Origin of the sequence: Mycobacterium sp. ST-F2, from assembly GCF_001905655.1 — a bacterium.
Taxonomy (GTDB): domain Bacteria; phylum Actinomycetota; class Actinomycetes; order Mycobacteriales; family Mycobacteriaceae; genus Mycobacterium.
Window position 1 is genome coordinate 1 of the sequence record NZ_JMHT01000029.1, and the last position, 19,360, is coordinate 19,360.

The following is a 19,360-nucleotide window of genomic DNA, read 5'->3' on the forward strand; positions in this document are numbered from 1 at the left end:
ACAGCCCGAACGCCTCGGCGAGTGGCTGGCGCAGCTGATCGACCTGCTGCAACCGGGCCGCGGCCACCCACAATTCGCCGAGCGGCAGCAGTGCGAACAGGTCCAGCGAGTATTCGGCCAGCACTTCCATGGCCGCATACCAATGCTTCTGCAGGGCGCCGGTGTCGCCGCTGCGGCGGGCGATGGCCGTCTGCAGGGCCGTGAACCACAACGCGTCGCGGCGGTGCAAGTCCGCGATCTCCGTCGTGCCCAAGGCCGGCACGGCGGAATCGAGCTGCCCGTCGAGCATCCGGATCCAGCCCAGCAGCAGCCGGTGGCGAAGATCGGAGAAACCCTGGTTGGTGCCGGTGCGGACGGCCCGGCCGATGACGCTGCGCGCGCGGACGGCGTCGCCGCCGTGCAGCGCGACGAGGCCCAGTAGTGCGGCGGGGCTGTCGGGCGCGACCGAGTGCACACCGTTGGTGGACCCGATGGCCTGCGTCAGCCGTGCCATGGCCACCGCGAACGGCTGGTCGAGCGTCAGCAGCATGCCCTCCGCCAAGCCGCGCGCCGCACGCGCGGAAGACGTTGGCGGCAGGGAGTTTTCGGCCTGTAGGCAGGCCCGGGCCATTTCCGCGTCGGCCGTCGCGACACCCACCACGGCGCCGGCGGCAGCCACGAACGGATCGGAATGCGGGCCGAGCCACCGGTACAGATCCGCGGCGTGCGCGGCGGCGCCGTCATGCATGGCGACACTGGCCGCGATGCGCACGGCCTGGGCCCGGACGTCGGCGTCGTCGGCGGTGAGCAGTTCGTCGGCCAGGGTGCCGGCGGTGGTGCAGTCGCCGGTGACGGCCAGAGCGTCGGCGAGGTGGATGTCCGCGGGTGCGGTGCCGGCGCGGGCCGCGGCACGGTACAGGCGGGCGGCCTGGCGGGGCTCGGCGGACGTGGCGCGGTCGATCAGGTCGGCGGCCAACAGGTCGTCGACCGTGCCGTGCTCTGCCAGCTTCAGTGCCAATTCGGTTGACAGCGTGGCTGATTCGATCTGTGAGCGCAGCAGCCGGGATTCGGTCTCGCGGTGCCGCGCGGCGCCGACCAGCCGGGTGAGGCACCGGTGCAGCGTGTCGATGAACCGCGGGTGAAGCGACGCGGACAGCAGACCACTGGCCCGGGCTCGGTCCATCAGCACCGCCGCGGTATCGCCGGGCAGCTGAAGGGCGGCGGCGATGTCGTCGGGCCCCAGTTCGGGGCTGAGCGAACACAACAACAACGTGTCCAGCAGATGCTCGTCCAGCCGGCGCAGCCGTTCGCTCAACGCGACGGTGGCGGCCCGCACCGGGTCGCCACCTGACGCCAGAGCCGACAACGCCGAGTAGACCAGCAGCGGGATGCCACCGGTGGCGACGACGAGTCCGGGCACCTGGCCGCCGGGCACGCCGGCGCGGACCAGCGCCTCGTGGATCTCGTGAGGCGTCATGGGCGCCAACTGGATGGGCGGATGCTGCCGACTCAGGGTCGTGGTGAGGGCGTTGAGCGCGCGCTCATGTGCCAACGGTTCGGCGCTGACCACCACCGTGCGGCTCGGGTCGCCGGCCAGCTCGGTCAGGGCATCCAGTTCTGCGGGCGACAGCAGCTGGGCGTCGTCGATGACGATGGCCGCGTCGGGTGCCTCACCGGACCGGGGAACCCGGGCCAGCATCGTTGTTCCGTTGGCCCGCAACGTCTTCCGCACTGCCTCCAGTGCGGTGGTCTTGCCGCTGCCGATCCCGCCGAGCACCAGTGATGTGCCCGCCGCTGCGGTCATCAGCTGGTCGATGCCGAGGGGACAGAGGTGACCGGCGCCGACGCCGCGGGTGCCGACGCTGCAGGCTCCGACACGGCGGGTGCCGAAGCCGACGCGGCCGATGCCGTCTTGGTGGGCTGCACCGTCGGCGTGCTGGGCTCCTGCGTCGGTTGAGCCGTGGGCGTCTGCGTGCTGGGTTGCGTCGTCGGCGGCTTCGTCGTGGTCGGCGGCGGCTGCGTGGTGGTGGGTGGCTGCGTCGTCGTCGGTGGCTGCGTCGTCGTGGGCGGCTGGGTGGTGGTCGTGGTGGGCGGTGGTGTCGTGGTCGTGGTGGTGGTCGTCGACGGGGTTGTCGTCGTCGTGGTCGTCGTCGTGGTGGTGGTCGAGCTCGTCGTCGAGCTGGTGGTCGACGGGTCGGTGGTGGTCGTGGTGACCGGCGCGTCGGTGGTGGTGACCGGGTTGGTCACCGTCGACGTCTCCACCTGACCGTTCGGATTCGTCTGCGTCACAACGGACTTGGTGGCCTTGTAGGTGCTCGTGGTGATAGAGCCGTCGGGCCCGGTGATGGTGGTGGTGACGTCGACCGTCACCGGACCGGACTGGGTTTCGGTACCGGTGAGCCCGACCGCGGCCCAGCTGCCGCCGGCGACCAGGAACGCCGCCGCGGCCGCGCCGAAGAGCAGCGGTGGGCGCCGGTACCAGGGCAGCGGCGCCACGTCGGGCAGGTTGTCCTCTTCTTCATGCGCGAAGTCCATCGCCGGCCGGGCGGTGGTCTCGCCGAACGGCGCCGCCTCGGCGTAGCCGGTCCCGAAATCTTCTGTCGCGCCGGGCTCCTCGTCGTCCGACCAGGCCAGGGACGGCCCGACGGTGGAGGACGGATTGGCGTCCGCGGGAGGTACCGGAGCGGCCATGGTGGCGGGGCCGCCCGCCCAGGCCGCGGGGCCGGCCGCCCAGCCCATGGTGGGGGCCATGCCCGTCGGTGCGTCGGCGCTCATGGTGCTCGGGTCCACCAAGGGAGCACCGGCGGCCGCGGTGAGCGCCGGTTGCGGCGACGTCACCACCGGAACGCGGAAATGCTCCGAAAGGCGTTGGGTGACAATCGGAATCGACGCACCGCCGCCGACGGTGGCCAGGGAGGTCAGGACGCCGGCCGGAATCTGGTTGCGCTGCAGGGTTTCCTGCACGACGGCGATCAGCCCGGCCAGGGCCGGCTCGAGGAGGTGTTCCAACTCGGGGCGGGTGATGCGCAGGGCCGAGGTGAACCCGGGCAGGTTGGCGCTGATCGACGTCGCCGTCTCCGACGACAGCCGCTCCTTGGCCTGGCGGCACTGATCACGCAGCTGCGACAGCGAGCCGACGGCCGCGGTACCGGCCGGATCTGCGTCGGCCGACTCGGTGATGCCGGCGATGACGTGGTTCAGCAGCGCTTGGTCCACCAGGTCCCCGGAGAACTCCGGGTAGCGCACCGTCTCGCCGATCTGGTTCAGCGTCGCGGCGTCGGCGATGGTGACGCTGGTGCCGCTGCCACCGAAATCGCACAGCGCCACCACGCCGTGGTCCGGCAGTCCGGACCCGGCCTTGAGGCCCGCGAGGGCTGCGGCGGCGTCGGAGACCACGGGTGCGGCGGCCAAGCCCGGCTTGCCGCGCAGCGCCGCGGCGAGTGCGCCGATGGTCGACATGCCCCAGTGCGCGGGTGCGGCGATGACGATCGGGGCGCCGCCACCGGCAGTCCGGGCCATCGAGTCGAGGGCCTCGGCCAGCACGGCTTCCCCGCGATGTGCCGAGCCGTCCGGGGCGATCAGGGGAATGGGGTCGCCGACGCGCTCCACGAACCCCGTCAGCACCAGGCCGCCGGGCTGCGTCGGAATGCCGACTTCGGATGGCCGATCCGGGTACAGGGACAAGATGGCGCGACGGCTCACCGGCGGTCGCCCGGCCGGCACGGCCACCAGGTTGGTCTGGCCGATCGACAAACCGAGGCTCATGAAGTCCACTCCTTTGACGCACTATCGGACTCAGGCCACCCTATGTGCTGGCGGCCTGGGGGTGGGACACAATCCCCTAACGATTGGTGATTCCCTAATGGGAGTGCCCCTAATGGCAGGTGTCGGGTGCTGGGGTCAGCACCGATCTCTGGGAGCTATATCGGCGATAGCATCGAAATAGTTATCAAGGGGCCTACCTGGTGTGAGGCCCACAGAGTCGAATCGACGGAAGGAGCAGGTGCCGTGGCAAATCCACTACTGGATTTCGTCATGTCGGTGGTACGCGATCCCGACGTGGCAGCCCACTACGCCGCCGACCCCGCCGGTGCCATCGCCGCCGCCAATCTCAGTGGCGTCACCACGGCGGACGTTGCGCACCTGATCCCGGTCGTGTCCGAATCGCTGGGGACGGTGTCCTCCGCGGCGGGCGGCGTGCCGGCCGCCGGATTCGATGATCCGGGCGTCAACGTGTGGACCAGCGGCGCCGCCACCGCGGCGTTCGACGCCTTCGATGCCTTCAACACGCATGTGCCGGCTGTCGTGTCGCCGCACGTGATTTCCGATCCTGACCTGGGCGGACTGGACAATGGGCCCGATCTTCCGGTCCACACCGCAGTGCCGGACCTGGCCGTGGCCGACGATCTCGGCCTGCAGGCCGACGTACCGGTCGTCGACGCCGGACAGTTGTCGGACCCGGGTGCGCACGATTGGCACCCCGTCGACACCGCCGACCCGTCGGCCGCTGTCGAACACCACCAGGACTTCGACTTCTTCAGCTGACCATATACACCCGACACACGCCGGTGGCCACCATGGACACCGGCGTTTTTGCGTATCCTGGCCATGTCTTCAGCAAACACCCTAGGCATCCCCTAATCCCCTAATTGGGGGAGCGTTGCTACCCCACTATGTTCCGTTGGGGGTAGGGGTGGTTGCCCCGTTTGCGGGGGTCTTGCCGGCCCCTAACGTTGTTGTCAGTTCGCCGGACGGACGGCGAGAAAACTTCCACAAAGCAACACCAACGAGAGGGACTCCCATGACCAGCTTGATCGAATTCATCATCGACCTGTTCCGCTTCCCCGCTGTCGCGAGCTCGTTCGTCGCGAACCCCGAGCAGACCATGCGCGATGCCGGCCTCGCCGGTGTCTCCTCCGCGCAGCTCGCTTCGGTGGCCGCCAGCGCGGTGCCCGCCGGTGTCGTGCTCGGTGGCGGCGACCCGGTCGTCGGCCTGCAGAACGCGGTGTCGGACTACTACAGCATGTCCTCGCCGTTCTCCCCGCAGACCGCATTCGCTCCGCAGACCGAGTTCGCCAGCCGTAACCAGACCGACTTCGCCAGCCACAACAACGTCCCGATCGCCAGCGGCAACGACATCCCGGTGCTCAGCCCCGAGCAGCACGCCGGCGCCAACGCCCAGCAGGGTGCCTTCAACCTGGGCTTCGGTGACATCACCCTCGGCGGCAACCACGTCCAGCAGGGCGACGGCGGCGTCAACATCGACGGCACCAACAGCGGCGACATCGCCAGCGGCAAGGGTGCGGTCCAGGGCGACGGCAACACCGTCACCAACGGCGACATCCTCACCGGCAGCCACTCCCCGGTGATCGTCGGTACCGGCAACCACCAGGCCGACAACTCGACCACCGCGGGCGGCAACGTCATCGCCGGCAACTCCGGTCCGGTGATCAGCGACGTCAGCACCGGTGGCGGCAACGGCGGCAGCGCCAGCGCCGGCGGCGGCCTGATCGGCGGCGGCCACGCCAACGCGGGTAGCGGTGGCAGCGGCGGCAACATCGTCATCAACGACGGCAACACCACGTCCACGTCCACGCACGTCGGTGGCAGCCAGACCACCGTCGGCCACGACCTGGGCAGCGGCAACAGCAGCGTCATCGACAGCTCGTCGCACTCGTCGGCGGTGAACACCAGCCTGAACAGCGGCAACACCGCGAACACCAGCCTGAACAGCGGGAACACCGCCAACACCAGCATCGGTAGCGGCAACAGCACCCACACCAACATCGGCAGCGGGAACACCACCCACACCGATCTGACCGCGGACAACTCCGTCCACAGCACGGTCGCCGACAACTCGGTGCACGAGGCCAGCATGAACACCTACGCACCGTCGGAGACCCACACCACGACCGATTTCAGCCACACCACCCACGTCGATCCGCACATGCACTGATCGATCGCGACAAACCGTCCGGCGGGGCCACCTACAGGCCCCGCCGGACGTTTGCGCATACCGTTAGTCAGCGAGCATGCAGTCGAGGAGAGTCCAGTGACGCAACCGAACGAGGCGAATCCGCGCCCGGTCGCGGTGATCGTCGAGTTGATCGACCACACCAGCCGGATCGCAAGCCTCAACGACCGCGAGGACCTGGCGCAGCGGTTGCTGGCGGCCAAGACCCGGATCAGTGATCCGCGGATCCGGGTGGTCATCGCCGGACAGCTCAAGCAGGGCAAGAGTCAGTTGCTGAATTCGTTGCTGAACATGCCGGTCGCCCGCGTCGGCGACGACGAGAGCACCGTGCTGACCACCGTCGTCTACTACGGCGACGCCGCGGCCGCCGAGCTCATCCTGGCCCCCTCCGAGAACGACGGGCCGGGCGCCGATCCCACCGTCGTCGCCATCCCGCCCAACCAACTGGCCACCGACCTGCGGCAGGCCCCGCAGGCCCAGGGCCGCCAGGTGCTGCGCGTCGAGGTCGCCGCGCCGAGCCCGATGCTCAAAGGCGGCCTCACCTTCGTCGACACCCCCGGCGTGGGTGGTCTGGGGCAGCCGCACCTGTCGGCCACGCTCGGGTTGCTGCCCGACGCCGACGCCCTCCTGATGGTCAGCGACACCAGCCAGGAGTTCACGGCTCCCGAGCTCACGTTCATCCGTCAGGCCGTCGAAATCTGCCCGGTGGCAACGATCATCGCCACCAAGACCGATCTGTACCCGCACTGGCGCGAGATCGTCGCGGCCAACACCGCGCACCTGCAGCGCGCGCGGCTGAACATCCCCGTCGTCCCTGCTTCCTCGGCTCTGCGCACGCATGCGTTGGCGCTCAATGACAAGGACCTCAACGACGAATCCAACTTCCCGGCGATCATCAAGTTCCTCACCGACAAGGTGCTGAGCCGCGAGAACGACCGGATCAAGGACCAGGTCGTCACCGAAATCCACGCGGCCGCCGAACATCTCAGCCTGACGGTGTCCACCGAACTCGCGGCGATCAACGACCCCGACAAGATCGAGCGCATGAAGGCCGAACTGGAGCGCCAGAAGGAGGACGCCCAGAATGCATTGCAGCAGACTGCATTGTGGCAACAGGTGCTCAATGACGGCATCGCCGATCTGACCGCCGACGTCGACCACGATCTGCGTAACCGGTTCCGCAACATCACCGCGCACACCGAACGCATCATCGACGGTTGCGACCCCACCCAGCACTGGGCCGAGATCGGCGCCGAGCTGGAAAACGTGGTCGCCACGGCCGTCGGCGACAACTTCGTGTGGGCACACCAGCGCGCCGAGGCGCTCGCCGCCGAGGTGGCGCGCACGTTCGTCGAGGCCGGGATCGATCATGTCGAGCTGGCCGAGGTTCGGGCCCGGGACATGGGCGCCGGCCTGGGGGAGTTCAACCCCGTGGCGCGGCTGGAGTCGGAGCCGATCAGGGCCGGGCACAAGGTGATCACGGGTATGCGCGGTTCATACGGGGGCGTGCTGATGTTCGGCATGCTGACCTCGTTCGCCGGGCTGGGCATGTTCAATCCGCTGTCGCTGGGTGCCGGACTCGTGCTGGGCCGCAAGGCCTACAAGGAAGACATGGAGAACCGGATGCTGCGCGTGCGCGGCGAGGCGAAGATGAACGTCCGCCGATTCGTGGACGACGTGTCGTTCGCCGTGGGCAAGGAGTCACGCGACCGGCTGCGAAACATCCAGCGCCACTTGCGTGATCACTACCGCGGCATCGCCAACCAGACCACCCGGTCGCTCAACGAATCGCTGCAGGCGACCCTGGCGGCCGCGCAGATCGAGGCGGGCGAACGGGACAACCGCGTGCGGGAACTGGAGCGGCAGTTGAACATTCTGCGCCAGGTCATCGACAACGCGGTGAAACTGACTCCCGCACTCGCCCAGTGAGCACCAGTGCCCGCGTCCGCGCCATCCTGGGCGGCGTCATCTCGGCCTACCGGTCCGACCCGACGTATCAACACCGGCCGCAGGTCCTGGCCGAACTGGACTGGATCGCCCGCCGGCTCGACCAGCCGATTCGCATCGCCCTGGCCGGCACCCTCAAGGCCGGCAAGTCCACACTGGTGAATGCGCTTGTGGGCGAGGAGATTGCGCCCACCGACGCGACCGAGGCCACCCGCCTGGTGACGTGGTTCCGGCACGGCACGACGCCCCGGGTGACGGCCAACCATCGCGACGGTCGCCGCACCGACGTGCCGATCACCCGCGACGGCGGCCTGACCTTCGATCTGGCGCGGTACTCCGGAGCGCAGGGCGCGGCCAATGTGGGAGACATCGTCGACCTCGACGTGCAGTGGCCCGCAGCGGAATTGGAACAGACGACCATCATCGACACGCCGGGTACCTCGTCGCTGTCGCGTGACGTCTCCGACCGGACGCTGCAACTGCTGGTGCCGCGCGACGGTGTCCCCCGCGTGGACGCCGTCGTCTTCCTGCTGCGGACGCTCAACGCGCCAGACATCGCGCTGCTCAAGCAGATCGGCGAACTCGTCGGCAGCGGCTCGGGCGCTCTCGGTGTCATCGGGGTGGCGTCGCGTGCCGACGAGATCGGGGCCGGACGCATCGACGCGATGATGTCGGCCCGCGAGGTGGCCACCCGGTTCACCACGGAGCTGGACCGGACGGGCGTCTGCCAGGCCGTCGTCCCGGTATCGGGGCTGCTGGCGCTGACCGCACGCACGTTGCAGCAGAGCGAGTTCGCGGCGCTGCAGAAGCTGGCCGCGCTGGACGGAGACGGTGCCACTGCGCTGACCAAGGCCATGCTGTCTGCGGATCGCTTTGCCCGGCATGATGATTCGCTGCCGGTGGACGCCATCACCCGGGCCGCGTTACTGGAGCGGTTCGGCATGTTCGGTATCCGGATCGCCATCGCGGTGCTGCGCGCCGGTGTGACCGATTCCCTGGGGCTGGCCGACGAACTGCTGGAGCGCAGCGGCCTGGTGGCCCTGCGGGACGTCATCGACCAGCAGTTCGCGCAGCGCGCCGACATGCTGAAGGCGCACACCGCCTTGCGCTCGTTGCACCGTTTCGTCGAGGCCAACCCCATCTACGCGACGCCGTTCGTCCTAGCGGACATCGACCCGCTGCTGGCCGACACCCATGCCTTCGAGGAATTGCGTCTCCTCGGTCAATTACGTTCCCGGCCAACCACATTGAATGACGACGAGATGGCGTCCCTGCGCCGCATCATCGGCGGCTCGGGCACCGACGCGGCGAGCCGCCTCGGACTGAGCAACGACGCGCCGTACGATGGCCCGCGCGCGGCCTTCGCGGCGGTGCAACGGTGGCGCCGCCGGGCTGATCACCCGCTCAACGACCCCTTCACCGCGCGCGCCTGCAAGGCCGCCGTGCGCAGCGCCGAGGCTCTCGTCGCCGACTACGCGGCGCAGGGAAGGTGAGATATTCGTGATCGTTGGCCAATTGGTACTCCACGCAGCTACCGTTTGCGGATGGCTCAATCGTTTGACCCCTTCGGACTGGTAGGACGCGCGGTCGACGCTGCCCGTCTCGGCCTGGATGTGTACAGCTGGACCGAGCAGCAGATCGTCGGCGCCCTGCGTAAAGGCCTCAACGAACTGGAACCGGAAGTCATCGACGACGACGTCGTACCGGCGGCGCCGAAAGCCAAACCGGCCGATGCCGACGAATCGCTCAATTCCAAGATGAGCCAGCTGCTGAATCGGGCGCTCGACCAGAACACCGCGGGCAGCCAGACCGAGCTGTACCACCATCTGCTGGACCAGCTGGTGGCCGACGAGGCCCGCATCGTCGGCGCCCTGTCCGACGGCTCCGTCTCGCCCTTGGTCAACGTGTACGACCGGACCCGTAAGCCGGTGCTGGAGAACGCGGCACTGGTGGGCCGGACCGCGAACGTCGCGTTGCCGCAGATGACGCCGCAGTACGTCGGGCATTTGCTGGCGCTGCGCCTCGTGGAGATCGGGCCCGAGGATTCGTCCCTGAAAACCGAGTACGAGGTGTTGATGGCTGAGACCATCGTGCTGGGCGCGATCAAGGCCGCGTCGAAGGGCCCGCTGCCCGCCAAGGTGGAGAAGCTGACCTTGACGTTGTCGCCGCTGGGCCGATCGCTGTGGGCCGCCGCCACCGCGGAGGACGACAAGGACAGGTGGGGCTGATGTCGTTGACCGAGATCCTCACCGACTTCCGTGAGCACTGGATCATCTACTTCTCGATGCCGCTGGTGGCCGCGTTCGTCGGCTGGAGCACCAAGATCGTCGCGATGGAGATGATCTACCGGCCGCTGGAGTTCAAGGGCATCGGACCGATCGGCTGGCAGGGCATCATCCCGCGGCGGGCCGGCAAGGTCGGTTCCACGACTATCGAGCTACTGACCCAGAACCTGCTCAAACCCGAGGAACTCCTCTCGCGCATCGACGCCAAAGAGGCCGTCGAGGTGCTGCGCGAACCGTTGGCCGCGTCGATCAATGACATCGCCCGCGACGTCGCCGAAGAGATCCGTCCGGGTCTGTGGGATTCACTGCCCGAGGCCGGGCGCCAGGCGGTGCTGAACCGCATCCAATCCCAGGCGCCGCGCATCACCGAGAAGATGCTGAACGAGATGCAGTCGGACCTGAGCCGGTTCGTCGACCTGCAGTTCCTCTCGGTCACCACGCTGGTGCGCAACAAGGAGAAGCTCAACAAGCTGATGCGCGGCCTGTCCGACGACGCCATGGCGTTCGTCCGGCGCAGCGGCATCTACTTCGGTTTGATCATCGGTACCGCGCAGATGTTCGTCTGGGCCATCTTCAAACTGCCGTGGATCATGCCGGCGTTCGGTTTCGGTATCGGTCTGATCAGCGACTATATCGCCCTGAACATGCTGTTCCGGCCCATCAAGCCGACGAAGTACCTGGGCTTCATCAAGTTCCAGGGGCTGCTGCACGCCCAGCGCGAGAAGATCACCGCCGACTACGCCCGCATCCTGGCCGAGGACCTGTTCGCGCCCGACATCCTCTTCGACGGCATCCTCAAGGGACCCGGCGCCGACAAGCTGTTCTCCATGGTCGCCCGCGAGGTCGAGCTCGCGATCGACAGCGAGGTCGGCGGCTTCACCGGCACCGTCGTGAAGTTCGCGGTCGGCACGTCGAAGTACAACGCGCTCAAGGACAAGGTCGTCGATCTGGTGGTCGAGCGGCTGCCGTCGACGCTGCTCGACGCGCAGGACTACGCCATGAGCAAGATCGATCTCGAGAACACCATCATCGAGAAGATGAATCAGCTCACCAATGAGGAGTACGAGTCGATTCTGCGGCCGGTGTTCAAGGACGACGAGCCGTTGATGATCGCCATCGGCGCCATCCTCGGTGGCTGTGTCGGTGAGCTCCAGGTACTGATGATCGAGTTCTTCACCCACTAGTGCGGGCGCGGTCCCGACGGGTGGGTGCGCCGGGACTGCGTGATAGATGTCGACGTCTTCGGTGCCGTGGTGCGGCTGGTGGTCGTGCTGTCGCCCGGCGGCGGCGGGGACGTCGTGGTCGTCGTCTCGGAGGGCGGCGGCAGGTCGATGTCGGTGGTCGACGGCGTGACCGACGTATAGCTCGAGGACGTCGAGGTGGTCGTGCTCGCCGTCAGGGTGGACGACGTCACGGGGGCGTCGGTGATGACCGGCACCGGCGGCGGTGTCGGCTGGTTGTAGTGCCGGGTCAGCCACGTCGCCGCGAAATACATCAGGGCGATGGCGACGAGCGCGGCGATGCTGGCGCCCACGACATGGGGTGTGCGCTCGTGCCACGGCCGCTCGGTCATGGCCGGTCAGCGTAGCTGGGGGATGACTTCTTTGCTGAAGAACTCGATGTGGTCGAGATCGGCCATGTCCAGCACCTGCAGGTAGATGCGCTGGACCCCGGCCGCGATGAACGGCGCCAGCTTGTCGACGATCTCCGCCGGCGTGCCGACGGTGGGGGAGTTGCCGCGCATCTCGTCGACCTCGCGGCCGATGGCGGCGGCGCGGCGGGCAATCTCCGCGTCGTCCTTGCCCGCACACAGCACGAAAGCCGCTGAGTACGTGATGCTTTCGAGCGCCCGCCCAGCTGTCGCCACCGCGGCCCGCACCCGGCCGAACTGGGTGGTGAGGGTGTCGATGTCGACGAACGGGATGTTGAACTCCGAGGCGAAACGGGCGGCCAGCGCGGGGGTCCGCTTGGCGCCGCCGCCACCGATGATCACCGGCGGACGGGCCTGCACCGGCTTGGGCAGGGCCGGGGAATTCTTGACGGTGTAGTGCGTGCCGGCGAAGTCGAAATGTTCGCCGACCGGGGTGTCCCAGAAGCCGGTGATGATCTGCAGTTGCTCGTCGAGGCGGTCGAACCGCTCACCCAGCGGCGGGAACGGGATGGCGTAGGCCTCGTGCTCCTCGGCGAACCAGCCGGCGCCGAGGCCCAATTCCACACGGCCGCCGCTCATTTCGTCGACCTGCGCGACGGCGATGGCGAGCGGACCGGGATACCGGAATGTCGCGGAGGTGACCATGGTGCCCAGTCGGATGGTGCTGGTCTCGCGGGCGATGCCGCCGAGCGTCACCCAGGAGTCGGTCGGGCCGGGCAGTCCGTCGCCGGCCATGGCCAGGTAATGGTCGGATCGGAAGAACGCCGAATAGCCGAGTCTTTCTGCGGCCTGCGCGACGGCGAGCTGGTCGGCGTAGGTGGCACCCTGCTGCGGTTCGACGAATACCCGGAAGTCCATGCTCGCCAGCCTAAGGGTTCAGAACGCTTTCACACTCGTGGTCGAGACGAACATCCCGTGGCCCGTGCCGGCGTTGGTGAAGCGGGTGCCCTCGGCGCTGGCGAGGATGGTCCAGCCCACCGCCGAATACGTCTGGTAGTCGATGGTGACGGTCGGGATGGCACCGAGATTGCCGACCACCCAGGACAATTCACCGGCAGCCGTGACCCGGACGCCGTTCGCGGTCTCCCCGTTGACCTTCGGTGCGTTGGTGAAGGCCGACTCGCAGTCGACCTCGGCCGTGCTGAGCTGGCACCGCGTCAGGCCGGACTTGGTCGCGACGAAGACGTACCCATTCTGCGGCGTGAGAACCTGCGCGTCGGGCGGTACGGCGTGGGGTGCGGGGATCGGGCTGACCGGAACCGGTCGGATCGCCTTCTCGCTCGGTGTCGGCGCGCTAGCCGACGATTCGCCGGTGTCCAGCCCCGCCTTCGGGCTTCCGGTGGTGGTGCTGTCGCAGCCGGCGAGCAGCGCGACGGGGGCAGCGATGAGGGCGATAAGCCGATGGTGGTTCATCGGCTTACAGGCTACTGCGGCAGCAGGGGCGGACGGCAGATGTTGTTGATCGGGTCCCACCACGCGCCGTCGCGGCAGTCGAGCGGCGTCGTCGAGACCGGCGGCCGGCAACTGTTGATGTTCGGGTCCCACCAACCGCCAGGACAGTTCTGCACCAACGGCGCCTGGCACCGGTTCTGCACCGGGTCCCACCAGGTGCCGTTGTCGCAGTCTGCGTTGCTGACGGCAGGCGTGATCGCGGCGGTGATGGCCATGGGCGCCAAGGCTGCCGCGGCGATGACGGCGGCACGCTGCAGAGATTTGTGCATGGACCCACCATAACGACGTCGAAAGTGAAGTAGATGGCGAGGATTCGCTGAATCTTGGCGATCTACTTCACATTCGGCGAAGCGAAGCTCAGTTACACGGCAAGTCGCCCGGTGTGTAGTAGGGCACCCCGGCAGGGGTGTAGCACGGCGGGCGGCCCGCGGCAGCCTGGGCGGCCGCGTCGTCCGGTGCGGCGACTGCCGCGGCGACCGCGGCGTCACCAGCGACGTTCGTACAGCCGCCCGCACTGACGTGCCGGCCCCCGACGCTGCCGCACACGTCGGCGTGTGCGGCAGGCGTGACGACGGCCGGCACCGCCGAGGATGCGAGCAGAAACAGCACTGCAGCTGCGGATTTCTTCATGCGAAGATTATTGACGAACTAGTCAGGTCAATGTCAGCTTTCCTTGTAAGTGCCATCGCCGGCGAGGGCGAAGTAGCGGCCGGGCGGCGGCAGGGGATCGCGGCGCAGCGGACCGGCGACCGGGCGGTGCCACGGCGTCATCGGCACGTCGTCGACCACGCGAACGAACACCGGCCGTTCCAGGGCAGGCAGGCTCGCCAGCGCCTCATCGAGGTCGGCGGCGGAGATGTCCTGCCCGTCCACCAAGGACAGCGCCGCGATCGCCACTTCGGCGTCGTCGGAAGCGACGCCGAAGGTGTGCACCAGGTCGACGCTCGGCAGCTTGCCGATGGCCGCGGTGATCGGCAGCGAGGCCACGATGCCGTCGGCGGTGTGGACCTGGGTATCGACGGCGTCGATCAGCCAGTAATCACCGTCGGCGTCCCGGCTGACCAGGCTGCCGCTGGAGAACCATGCGTCGCCGGCCGCGAACACGTTCCGGATGGGCGGCGCGGAGGCGGTCGTCGCTGAACCGATCTTCACCAGCAGCAGCCCGGTCTCGTCGTCGGCGCAGCGGATCGCGTAGCCGTCGTCACCCGAAACAACCTGCTGCGCTTCGGGATCCCAGCGGACCACCGCCACCGTTGCGCTGCCGGGCAGTGGCCGGCCCAGGGACCCGGGCTTGGTCGGGTTGATGTTGGCCAGGATGGCCTCGCCCTCACTGGTGGTCCAGAAGTCCAGGACGCCGGCGGGTGCGAAACGATCCAGAACTCGGCGCCACAGACCGCGCGGCATACCGGAGCCGACGAACAGTCGGACGGAGTGATTGCGTTCGGCGGGCTGCGGCGCGGCATTGACCAGCGGTCGCAGTTGCGCCCACGTGTAGCAGACGATGGTGACGCCATAGCGGCGTACTTCGGTCCAGAACGTCGCCGGGTCCAGATCGGTTGCCATGGCCAGGCGGCTGCCGCCGGCGACCGCACCGCCGATACCGGTGAGCAGGCCGGAGGTGTGGTAGATCGGGTTGATGCAGTAGACCGTGTCGGAGTTGGTCAACTCCGCAGAGGTCGCGGTGCCGTACGCCGACAATCCGAAGCGGCCGTTGGTGACTCGGATGGGTCGGGGGTCGCCGTCGGGGCCGCCGAAGAAGATGAACGCGAGCTCACCGGCGCGGCCCGGGTTGGGGCGGTACCAGTCCGGGATGCGCACGGCATTGGTCTCGCCGATCTCGAGCGCGGTGAGCGTGCGGTCGCGGTGCAGGTAGGGCGTATCGAGCAGGAAGGTGTGCAGCGGGCGCCCGGCGAAGTCGGCCTCGGAATGCTCGGGGTCGGCGATCACCCTGTTCACCTTGCCGAGTTCGACTTCCCGTGCGGTATCGGCATCGGGCCGCAGCATCACGACGACGGCGCCGATGCGGTTCAGTGCGACCACCACCGCCAGCGCAGAGGGTCGGGTGCCCATCATGACGCCGACGTGCTCACCGGCGCGCACGCCCGCTGCGAGCAGGCCGCGAACCACGGCGTCGATGCGGACCTTGTTCTCGCCGTAGGTGTAGCTGCGGTCCTCATACATGAAGCTCACATCGTTGGGAGCATGCTCGGCCTGTTCATCGAACAAGAGCGCCAACGAGATTCGCGAGTTCGCATCGAGGCTACGGATGCGCGCCAACCGTGGCATCTGGCGTGACACCGTGCCGAACACGCCGCGCATGTTGCCCACCGAGCGGGCCACGGAACCGGCAACCGTGCGGCCGACATCGATCAGAGCCTGGACGCCCTCGGCCGGTCCGGCGGGCGCCGTCTCGGGGATGGTGGTCGTCGCGTCGACCTTGGCGACGTGTTCCGGCAACTCGCCGAGGCCCTCTGCGTACCGCATCCAGTCGGCGACCAGCGGCCACGTGTGGTTTGTTGCGGTGCTACCCACCACCAGCCCGAAATGCCCTGCGTGCAAGGTGCTTTCGAAGATTTCGGCGCGCGGGGCGGCGCCGACGATGCCGCGGACCGATGCGGGAGGCGCGATCTCGTCGACCTCTCCGACGAAGGCGAGGATCGGCGAGGTGATGTCGGCGAGCGTCACCGGCCGCCCGGCGATGCTGAAGCCACCCGTCAACATCCTGTTGTGGACCAGGAACTGCTGCAAGAACTCGGCGAGGGCGGGCCCCGGCCACGCCACCCAGCCGTCGTTCATCAAATAACGACGCTGTCCCTCGCGGGGCAACAGCGCGTCGCGGTCGTGCAACGCGGCCAGGAACTGAAGCTGTCCGGTGACCGCCTTCACCGGGTCGAGCATCTGGAAACCCAGCCGGGTCGCCCAGCCCGGCACCGACCGGCCGCGCAGGACGTTCTCCATGACGAACCCGGCACCCGGGATGGCGACGTTCGCCGGCACCCCGAACGGTGCGGTCTTGCTCAGGTCCACCGGGCTGCCGAAGGTCACCACGCTGGCGATGCCTTCGCTGCGCCGGTATGCCGACGTTTGATAGCAGAACATGCCACCCTGCGAATACCCGGCGATGTGCACCTTGGCTCCGGTGGTGGCGACGATCTCGTCGATGGCCGCGTCGATGGCCAGAACGTGATCGGCCAGGGTGCGCTTGAGCCCGCCAGGCTCTTGTTCCGGCGAACCGAAGTCGATGACCCACGGGTCGATGCCGTGCTCTATCAGAGTGCGCACGCCGCTGGCCTGCGGTGACACGTCGAACACGTCGGCGGTGAGCATCAGGGGCGGCACCAGTAGCACCTGGGGCCGGCCCGCCTCTCCCGCGGTGCGGTACCGCCGCAGCTTGTGGATCCGGCCCTGAGCGACGACGTCGAACGGCGCCGGCTCTTCGCCCGTCTCCAACCCGCCGTAGCGGGCCACTTCCAGCCAGTTACGAGTCGTTGCTACAACCCTGTCGAAGATCACGGTCCGCCCTTTCGATCAACACTCGGTGAAGATCATGCCAAGCGGACGCGTTCACCACGGCAGTTTGACCGCCAGTCTGGGTGCCGGAGGGTTGGTCGACCGCAAATGCACGTCGGTCGAGCGGATCGGATCGAGGACCCGGGTCAGGAAAGTGAGCTCGTCGGCGAGGACTTGCGGCTGCCACGGTTCTTCGTAGAAATCGAAATGGTCGATGGGGTACTCACACAGGTGGGCGAGGTATCCCGCCTTCTTCGCGGCTTTTCTGGCCGCATCCGGCGGCGCGATGCGGTCGTTGGTCCCGATCTGCATCAGCAGTGGGCACTCCAGCCGGCTGGCGTGGACGGTAGGCCTGTTGAACCCGACTTCCAGCACCGTCCGGGCCGCGAACTCGTTGCGCCAGGTCGGGCCCGCCAGTGCGAGGTAGGACTCCGCGGCGCCCGGGGTGCTGATCGGCGCGTTGCTTCCCGGCTGCCCGGCCACGGGCAGGTAGTGGGTGCGGCGCCCGAGCCGGGCGCCCGCGGCATCGAGTAGCCCGTGCGCGACGACTTTCGCCAGGTGACCGGCGCTCGTCTCTCGAACTCCCTGCACCAGGGCAGCCAGCCCGTCGGTCGCGGGACACACCGACACCACCGCGGCCACCCGCTGGTCCTCTGCGGCGACGGCGATGACGTGCCCGCCGGAATACGAGGTGCCCCACAGTGCGATGCGATCGCGGTCGACGCCCGGCAGGTTTCTGGCGGCGTCGATGGCGGCGTGATAGTCCTGCCGCTGCTTCTTGACCGAGATGTACTGGCGTGGTTCGCCTTCGGAATCGCCGAAGCCGCGGTAGTCGAACACCACCACATCCATGCCGGCGGCGGCAAACGGCTCCGCGAACGCGAGCAGACCCGAGTCCCGGGTGCCGCCGAAGCCATGTGCCATGACCACGCACGGCCGCCCGGTCTGGCCGGTCAGCGCGTCGGTCTCGGCGGTCAGATGCCAAGCGGCACAACGCTCGCCGTGGCTGAGGAAAAAGAAGTCGGATTTCATGAGCGCTCCTTCGGTCAGACCACGGACAACGGTGCGGCGGCGGGCGTGAACACCAGCGCGGGGTCTTCGATGGGCCCGTTGCGCAGCCGCTCCTGGTCCATTTCGTAGGCGTGCTTGAATGCCCACGGCCCGTAGGTGCCCCCGCGCGGGAACTTCGCAACGGCCCGCTGGACATAGCCGGACGTCATGTCCAGCAAGGGGACTCGCTCCATGGTGCCGTCTTCCAGGACGGGGACCACCGTGGCGTAGCCGTGCTCGTCCACGTAGTCGAGCATGCGGCAGAAGTGCTCGCAGACCAGGTCGACCTTCAACGTCCAGGCGATGTTGGTGTATCCGACCGCGAACGCGAAGTTGGGTACGCCGGACAGCATCATCGCCTTGTAGACGGTGTGGTCGGGCAGGTGCAGGGCGTGCCCGTCGACACTCAACGTCACCTTGCCGAAGGGCACCATGTTCAGCCCCGTCGCCGAGATGATGATGTCGGCAGCCAGTTCCTGCCCGGATTTCAGCAGGATGCCGTTCTTGGTGAACCGCTCGATGTGGTCGGTGACGATCGACGCCTTGCCCGACGACACCATCTTGAACAAGTCGCCGTCGGGCACCATGGCCAGGCGCTGCTGCCACGGGTTGTACTTGGGCGTGAAATGCGTGTCGACATCGAAGTTCTTCGGAAGTTGTCGAGCCACGTTGGCGATCAACAGCTTTCGCATCAGCTTTGGGTAGCGCATACACATCTTGAACAGTCCGCGGTTCAGCGAGATGTTCTTGCGGCGCACCAGCTTGTACGCCCGCTCATGGCCGAGCACCTTGTTGAGCACGTTGGCGATGGGGTCGGACGCCGGTATCGAGAACACGTAGCTCGGGGAGCGCTGCAGCATGGTGACGTGTGCGGCCTTGTCGGCCATGTTCGGAATCAGCGTGACGGCGGTGGCGCCGCTGCCGATGACGACGACGTTCTTGCCGGTGTAATCCAGATCCTTCGGCCAGAGCTGGGGATGGATCACCGGACCCTCGAAGTCCTCCCTGCCGGGGAAGTCGGGGATGTACGGGTTCTCGTAGTCGTAATACCCGGTGCCCATGAACAGGAAGCGCGAGGTGAACGTCTCGGGCTGCCCGTTGTGGGTGGTGTTGACGGTCCAAAGACCTTGGTGCGAATCGTAATTCGCCGAATCGACGTGATAGCCGAAGCGGAGATGCTCGGCCAGGCCATTCTCCTCGACGGTCTGCTGCAGGTAGTCCAGGATGATGTGCCCATCAGCGATCGACTTGCGGTGCGTCCACGGTTTGAAGCCGAAGCCGAACGTCGGCATGTCTGAGTCGGAGCGGATGCCCGGATACTGATGGAGACTCCAGGTGCCGCCGATCGCGTCCCGACCCTCCAGCACCAGGAACGACGTACCTGGGCGAAAGGTCTTCAGGTGATACGCCATCCCGATGCCGGAAATCCCTGCGCCGATGACCAGGACGTCGATGGGAGCGGTGGATGTCATGGGCACTCCTTGGCCGGTGCGGCAGGTGTATTTGACTCTA

16 protein-coding genes are annotated in these 19,360 nt (G+C 67.7%); 6 read left to right on the forward strand and 10 right to left on the reverse strand.

Annotated elements, in window-relative coordinates; genetic code table 11:
• On the reverse strand, window positions 1-1,783 hold a 1,783-nt coding region (iniR, locus tag EB75_RS11975; protein WP_073695612.1), incomplete at its 3' end, for an isoniazid response ATPase/transcriptional regulator IniR.
• Window positions 1,783-3,744 (reverse strand): Hsp70 family protein, encoded by a 1,962-nt coding sequence (locus tag EB75_RS11980; protein ID WP_073695690.1) that lies wholly within the window; start codon window positions 3,742-3,744, stop codon window positions 1,783-1,785. The genes iniR and EB75_RS11980, both read right to left, overlap by 1 nt.
• A 243-nt stretch (window positions 3,745-3,987) precedes the next feature.
• Here EB75_RS11980 and EB75_RS29285 point away from each other — a divergent pair, with 243 nt between their 5' ends.
• The 6 genes from EB75_RS29285 to EB75_RS12010 all read left to right on the forward strand — a co-directional run bounded on the left by EB75_RS29285 (window position 3,988) and on the right by EB75_RS12010 (window position 11,369).
• On the forward strand, window positions 3,988-4,524 hold the full coding sequence (locus EB75_RS29285; RefSeq protein ID WP_073695613.1) for an Rv0340 family IniB-related protein: 537 nt from the start codon (window positions 3,988-3,990) through the stop codon (window positions 4,522-4,524).
• A 256-nt stretch (window positions 4,525-4,780) separates the two neighbouring features.
• Window positions 4,781-5,935, forward strand: coding sequence for an IniB N-terminal domain-containing protein (locus EB75_RS11990; protein ID WP_073695614.1), 1,155 nt, complete (start codon window positions 4,781-4,783; stop codon window positions 5,933-5,935).
• 96 nt (window positions 5,936-6,031) lie between these two features.
• The gene (locus EB75_RS11995) at window positions 6,032-7,882 is read left to right on the forward strand and encodes a dynamin family protein (protein WP_073695615.1); all 1,851 of its coding nucleotides are present in this window, start codon (window positions 6,032-6,034) and stop codon (window positions 7,880-7,882) included.
• A complete protein-coding gene (locus EB75_RS12000; protein WP_073695616.1) occupies window positions 7,879-9,393 on the forward strand; it encodes a dynamin family protein in 1,515 nt (504 codons plus the stop codon). Before EB75_RS11995 ends, EB75_RS12000 begins: the two co-directional genes overlap by 4 nt.
• Window positions 9,394-9,444: 51 nt before the next feature.
• Window positions 9,445-10,128, forward strand: a complete 684-nt coding sequence (locus EB75_RS12005; RefSeq protein ID WP_073695617.1) for an Abi-alpha family protein — start codon at window positions 9,445-9,447, stop codon at window positions 10,126-10,128.
• On the forward strand, window positions 10,128-11,369 hold the full coding sequence (locus EB75_RS12010) for a DUF445 domain-containing protein (RefSeq protein WP_073695691.1): 1,242 nt from the start codon (window positions 10,128-10,130) through the stop codon (window positions 11,367-11,369). Before EB75_RS12005 ends, EB75_RS12010 begins: the two co-directional genes overlap by 1 nt.
• Here EB75_RS12010 and EB75_RS12015 read toward each other — a convergent pair.
• The 8 genes from EB75_RS12015 to EB75_RS12050 all read right to left on the reverse strand — a co-directional run bounded on the left by EB75_RS12015 (window position 11,366) and on the right by EB75_RS12050 (window position 19,320).
• Window positions 11,366-11,758 carry a hypothetical protein gene (locus EB75_RS12015; RefSeq protein WP_073695618.1) on the reverse strand — a complete coding sequence of 131 codons (393 nt, stop codon included), beginning with the start codon at window positions 11,756-11,758 and terminating at the stop codon, window positions 11,366-11,368. The two genes, EB75_RS12010 and EB75_RS12015, sit on opposite strands and share 4 nt — an antisense overlap.
• A 6-nt stretch (window positions 11,759-11,764) precedes the next feature.
• Window positions 11,765-12,694, reverse strand: a complete 930-nt coding sequence (locus EB75_RS12020) for an LLM class F420-dependent oxidoreductase (protein ID WP_073695619.1) — start codon at window positions 12,692-12,694, stop codon at window positions 11,765-11,767.
• A gap of 18 nt (window positions 12,695-12,712) precedes the next feature.
• The gene (locus tag EB75_RS12025) at window positions 12,713-13,249 is read right to left on the reverse strand and encodes a hypothetical protein (protein ID WP_073695620.1); all 537 of its coding nucleotides are present in this window, start codon (window positions 13,247-13,249) and stop codon (window positions 12,713-12,715) included.
• An 11-nt stretch (window positions 13,250-13,260) separates the two neighbouring features.
• Window positions 13,261-13,557 (reverse strand): hypothetical protein, encoded by a 297-nt coding sequence (locus EB75_RS12030; RefSeq protein ID WP_073695621.1) that lies wholly within the window; start codon window positions 13,555-13,557, stop codon window positions 13,261-13,263.
• A gap of 88 nt (window positions 13,558-13,645) precedes the next feature.
• Window positions 13,646-13,918 (reverse strand): hypothetical protein, encoded by a 273-nt coding sequence (locus tag EB75_RS12035; protein WP_073695622.1) that lies wholly within the window; start codon window positions 13,916-13,918, stop codon window positions 13,646-13,648.
• Between the two features lie 33 nt (window positions 13,919-13,951).
• The gene (locus EB75_RS12040; protein WP_286150159.1) at window positions 13,952-16,801 is read right to left on the reverse strand and encodes an AMP-binding protein; all 2,850 of its coding nucleotides are present in this window, start codon (window positions 16,799-16,801) and stop codon (window positions 13,952-13,954) included.
• A gap of 51 nt (window positions 16,802-16,852) precedes the next feature.
• A complete protein-coding gene (locus tag EB75_RS12045) occupies window positions 16,853-17,830 on the reverse strand; it encodes an alpha/beta hydrolase (RefSeq protein ID WP_073695623.1) in 978 nt (325 codons plus the stop codon).
• Window positions 17,831-17,844: 14 nt separating this feature from the next.
• On the reverse strand, window positions 17,845-19,320 hold the full coding sequence (locus EB75_RS12050) for a flavin-containing monooxygenase (protein WP_073695624.1): 1,476 nt from the start codon (window positions 19,318-19,320) through the stop codon (window positions 17,845-17,847).
• Between the last annotated feature and the right edge of the window lie 40 nt (window positions 19,321-19,360).

Bases quoted from the DNA above. Each gene is read 5' to 3' on its own strand.
- EB75_RS12045 (WP_073695623.1), bottom strand. From the start codon at position 17,830: ATGAAATCCGACTTCTTTTTCCTCAGCCACGGCGAGCGTTGTGCCGCT.
- EB75_RS12005 (WP_073695617.1), top strand. From the start codon at position 9,445: ATGGCTCAATCGTTTGACCCCTTCGGACTGGTAGGACGCGCGGTCGAC.
- EB75_RS11980 (WP_073695690.1), bottom strand. From the start codon at position 3,744: ATGAGCCTCGGTTTGTCGATCGGCCAGACCAACCTGGTGGCCGTGCCG.
- EB75_RS12010 (WP_073695691.1), top strand. From the start codon at position 10,128: ATGTCGTTGACCGAGATCCTCACCGACTTCCGTGAGCACTGGATCATC.
- EB75_RS12020 (WP_073695619.1), bottom strand. From the start codon at position 12,694: ATGGACTTCCGGGTATTCGTCGAACCGCAGCAGGGTGCCACCTACGCC.
- EB75_RS12050 (WP_073695624.1), bottom strand. From the start codon at position 19,320: ATGACATCCACCGCTCCCATCGACGTCCTGGTCATCGGCGCAGGGATT.
- EB75_RS11990 (WP_073695614.1), top strand. From the start codon at position 4,781: ATGACCAGCTTGATCGAATTCATCATCGACCTGTTCCGCTTCCCCGCT.
- EB75_RS12030 (WP_073695621.1), bottom strand. From the start codon at position 13,557: ATGCACAAATCTCTGCAGCGTGCCGCCGTCATCGCCGCGGCAGCCTTG.
- EB75_RS12025 (WP_073695620.1), bottom strand. From the start codon at position 13,249: ATGAACCACCATCGGCTTATCGCCCTCATCGCTGCCCCCGTCGCGCTG.
- EB75_RS12035 (WP_073695622.1), bottom strand. From the start codon at position 13,918: ATGAAGAAATCCGCAGCTGCAGTGCTGTTTCTGCTCGCATCCTCGGCG.
- EB75_RS12015 (WP_073695618.1), bottom strand. From the start codon at position 11,758: ATGACCGAGCGGCCGTGGCACGAGCGCACACCCCATGTCGTGGGCGCC.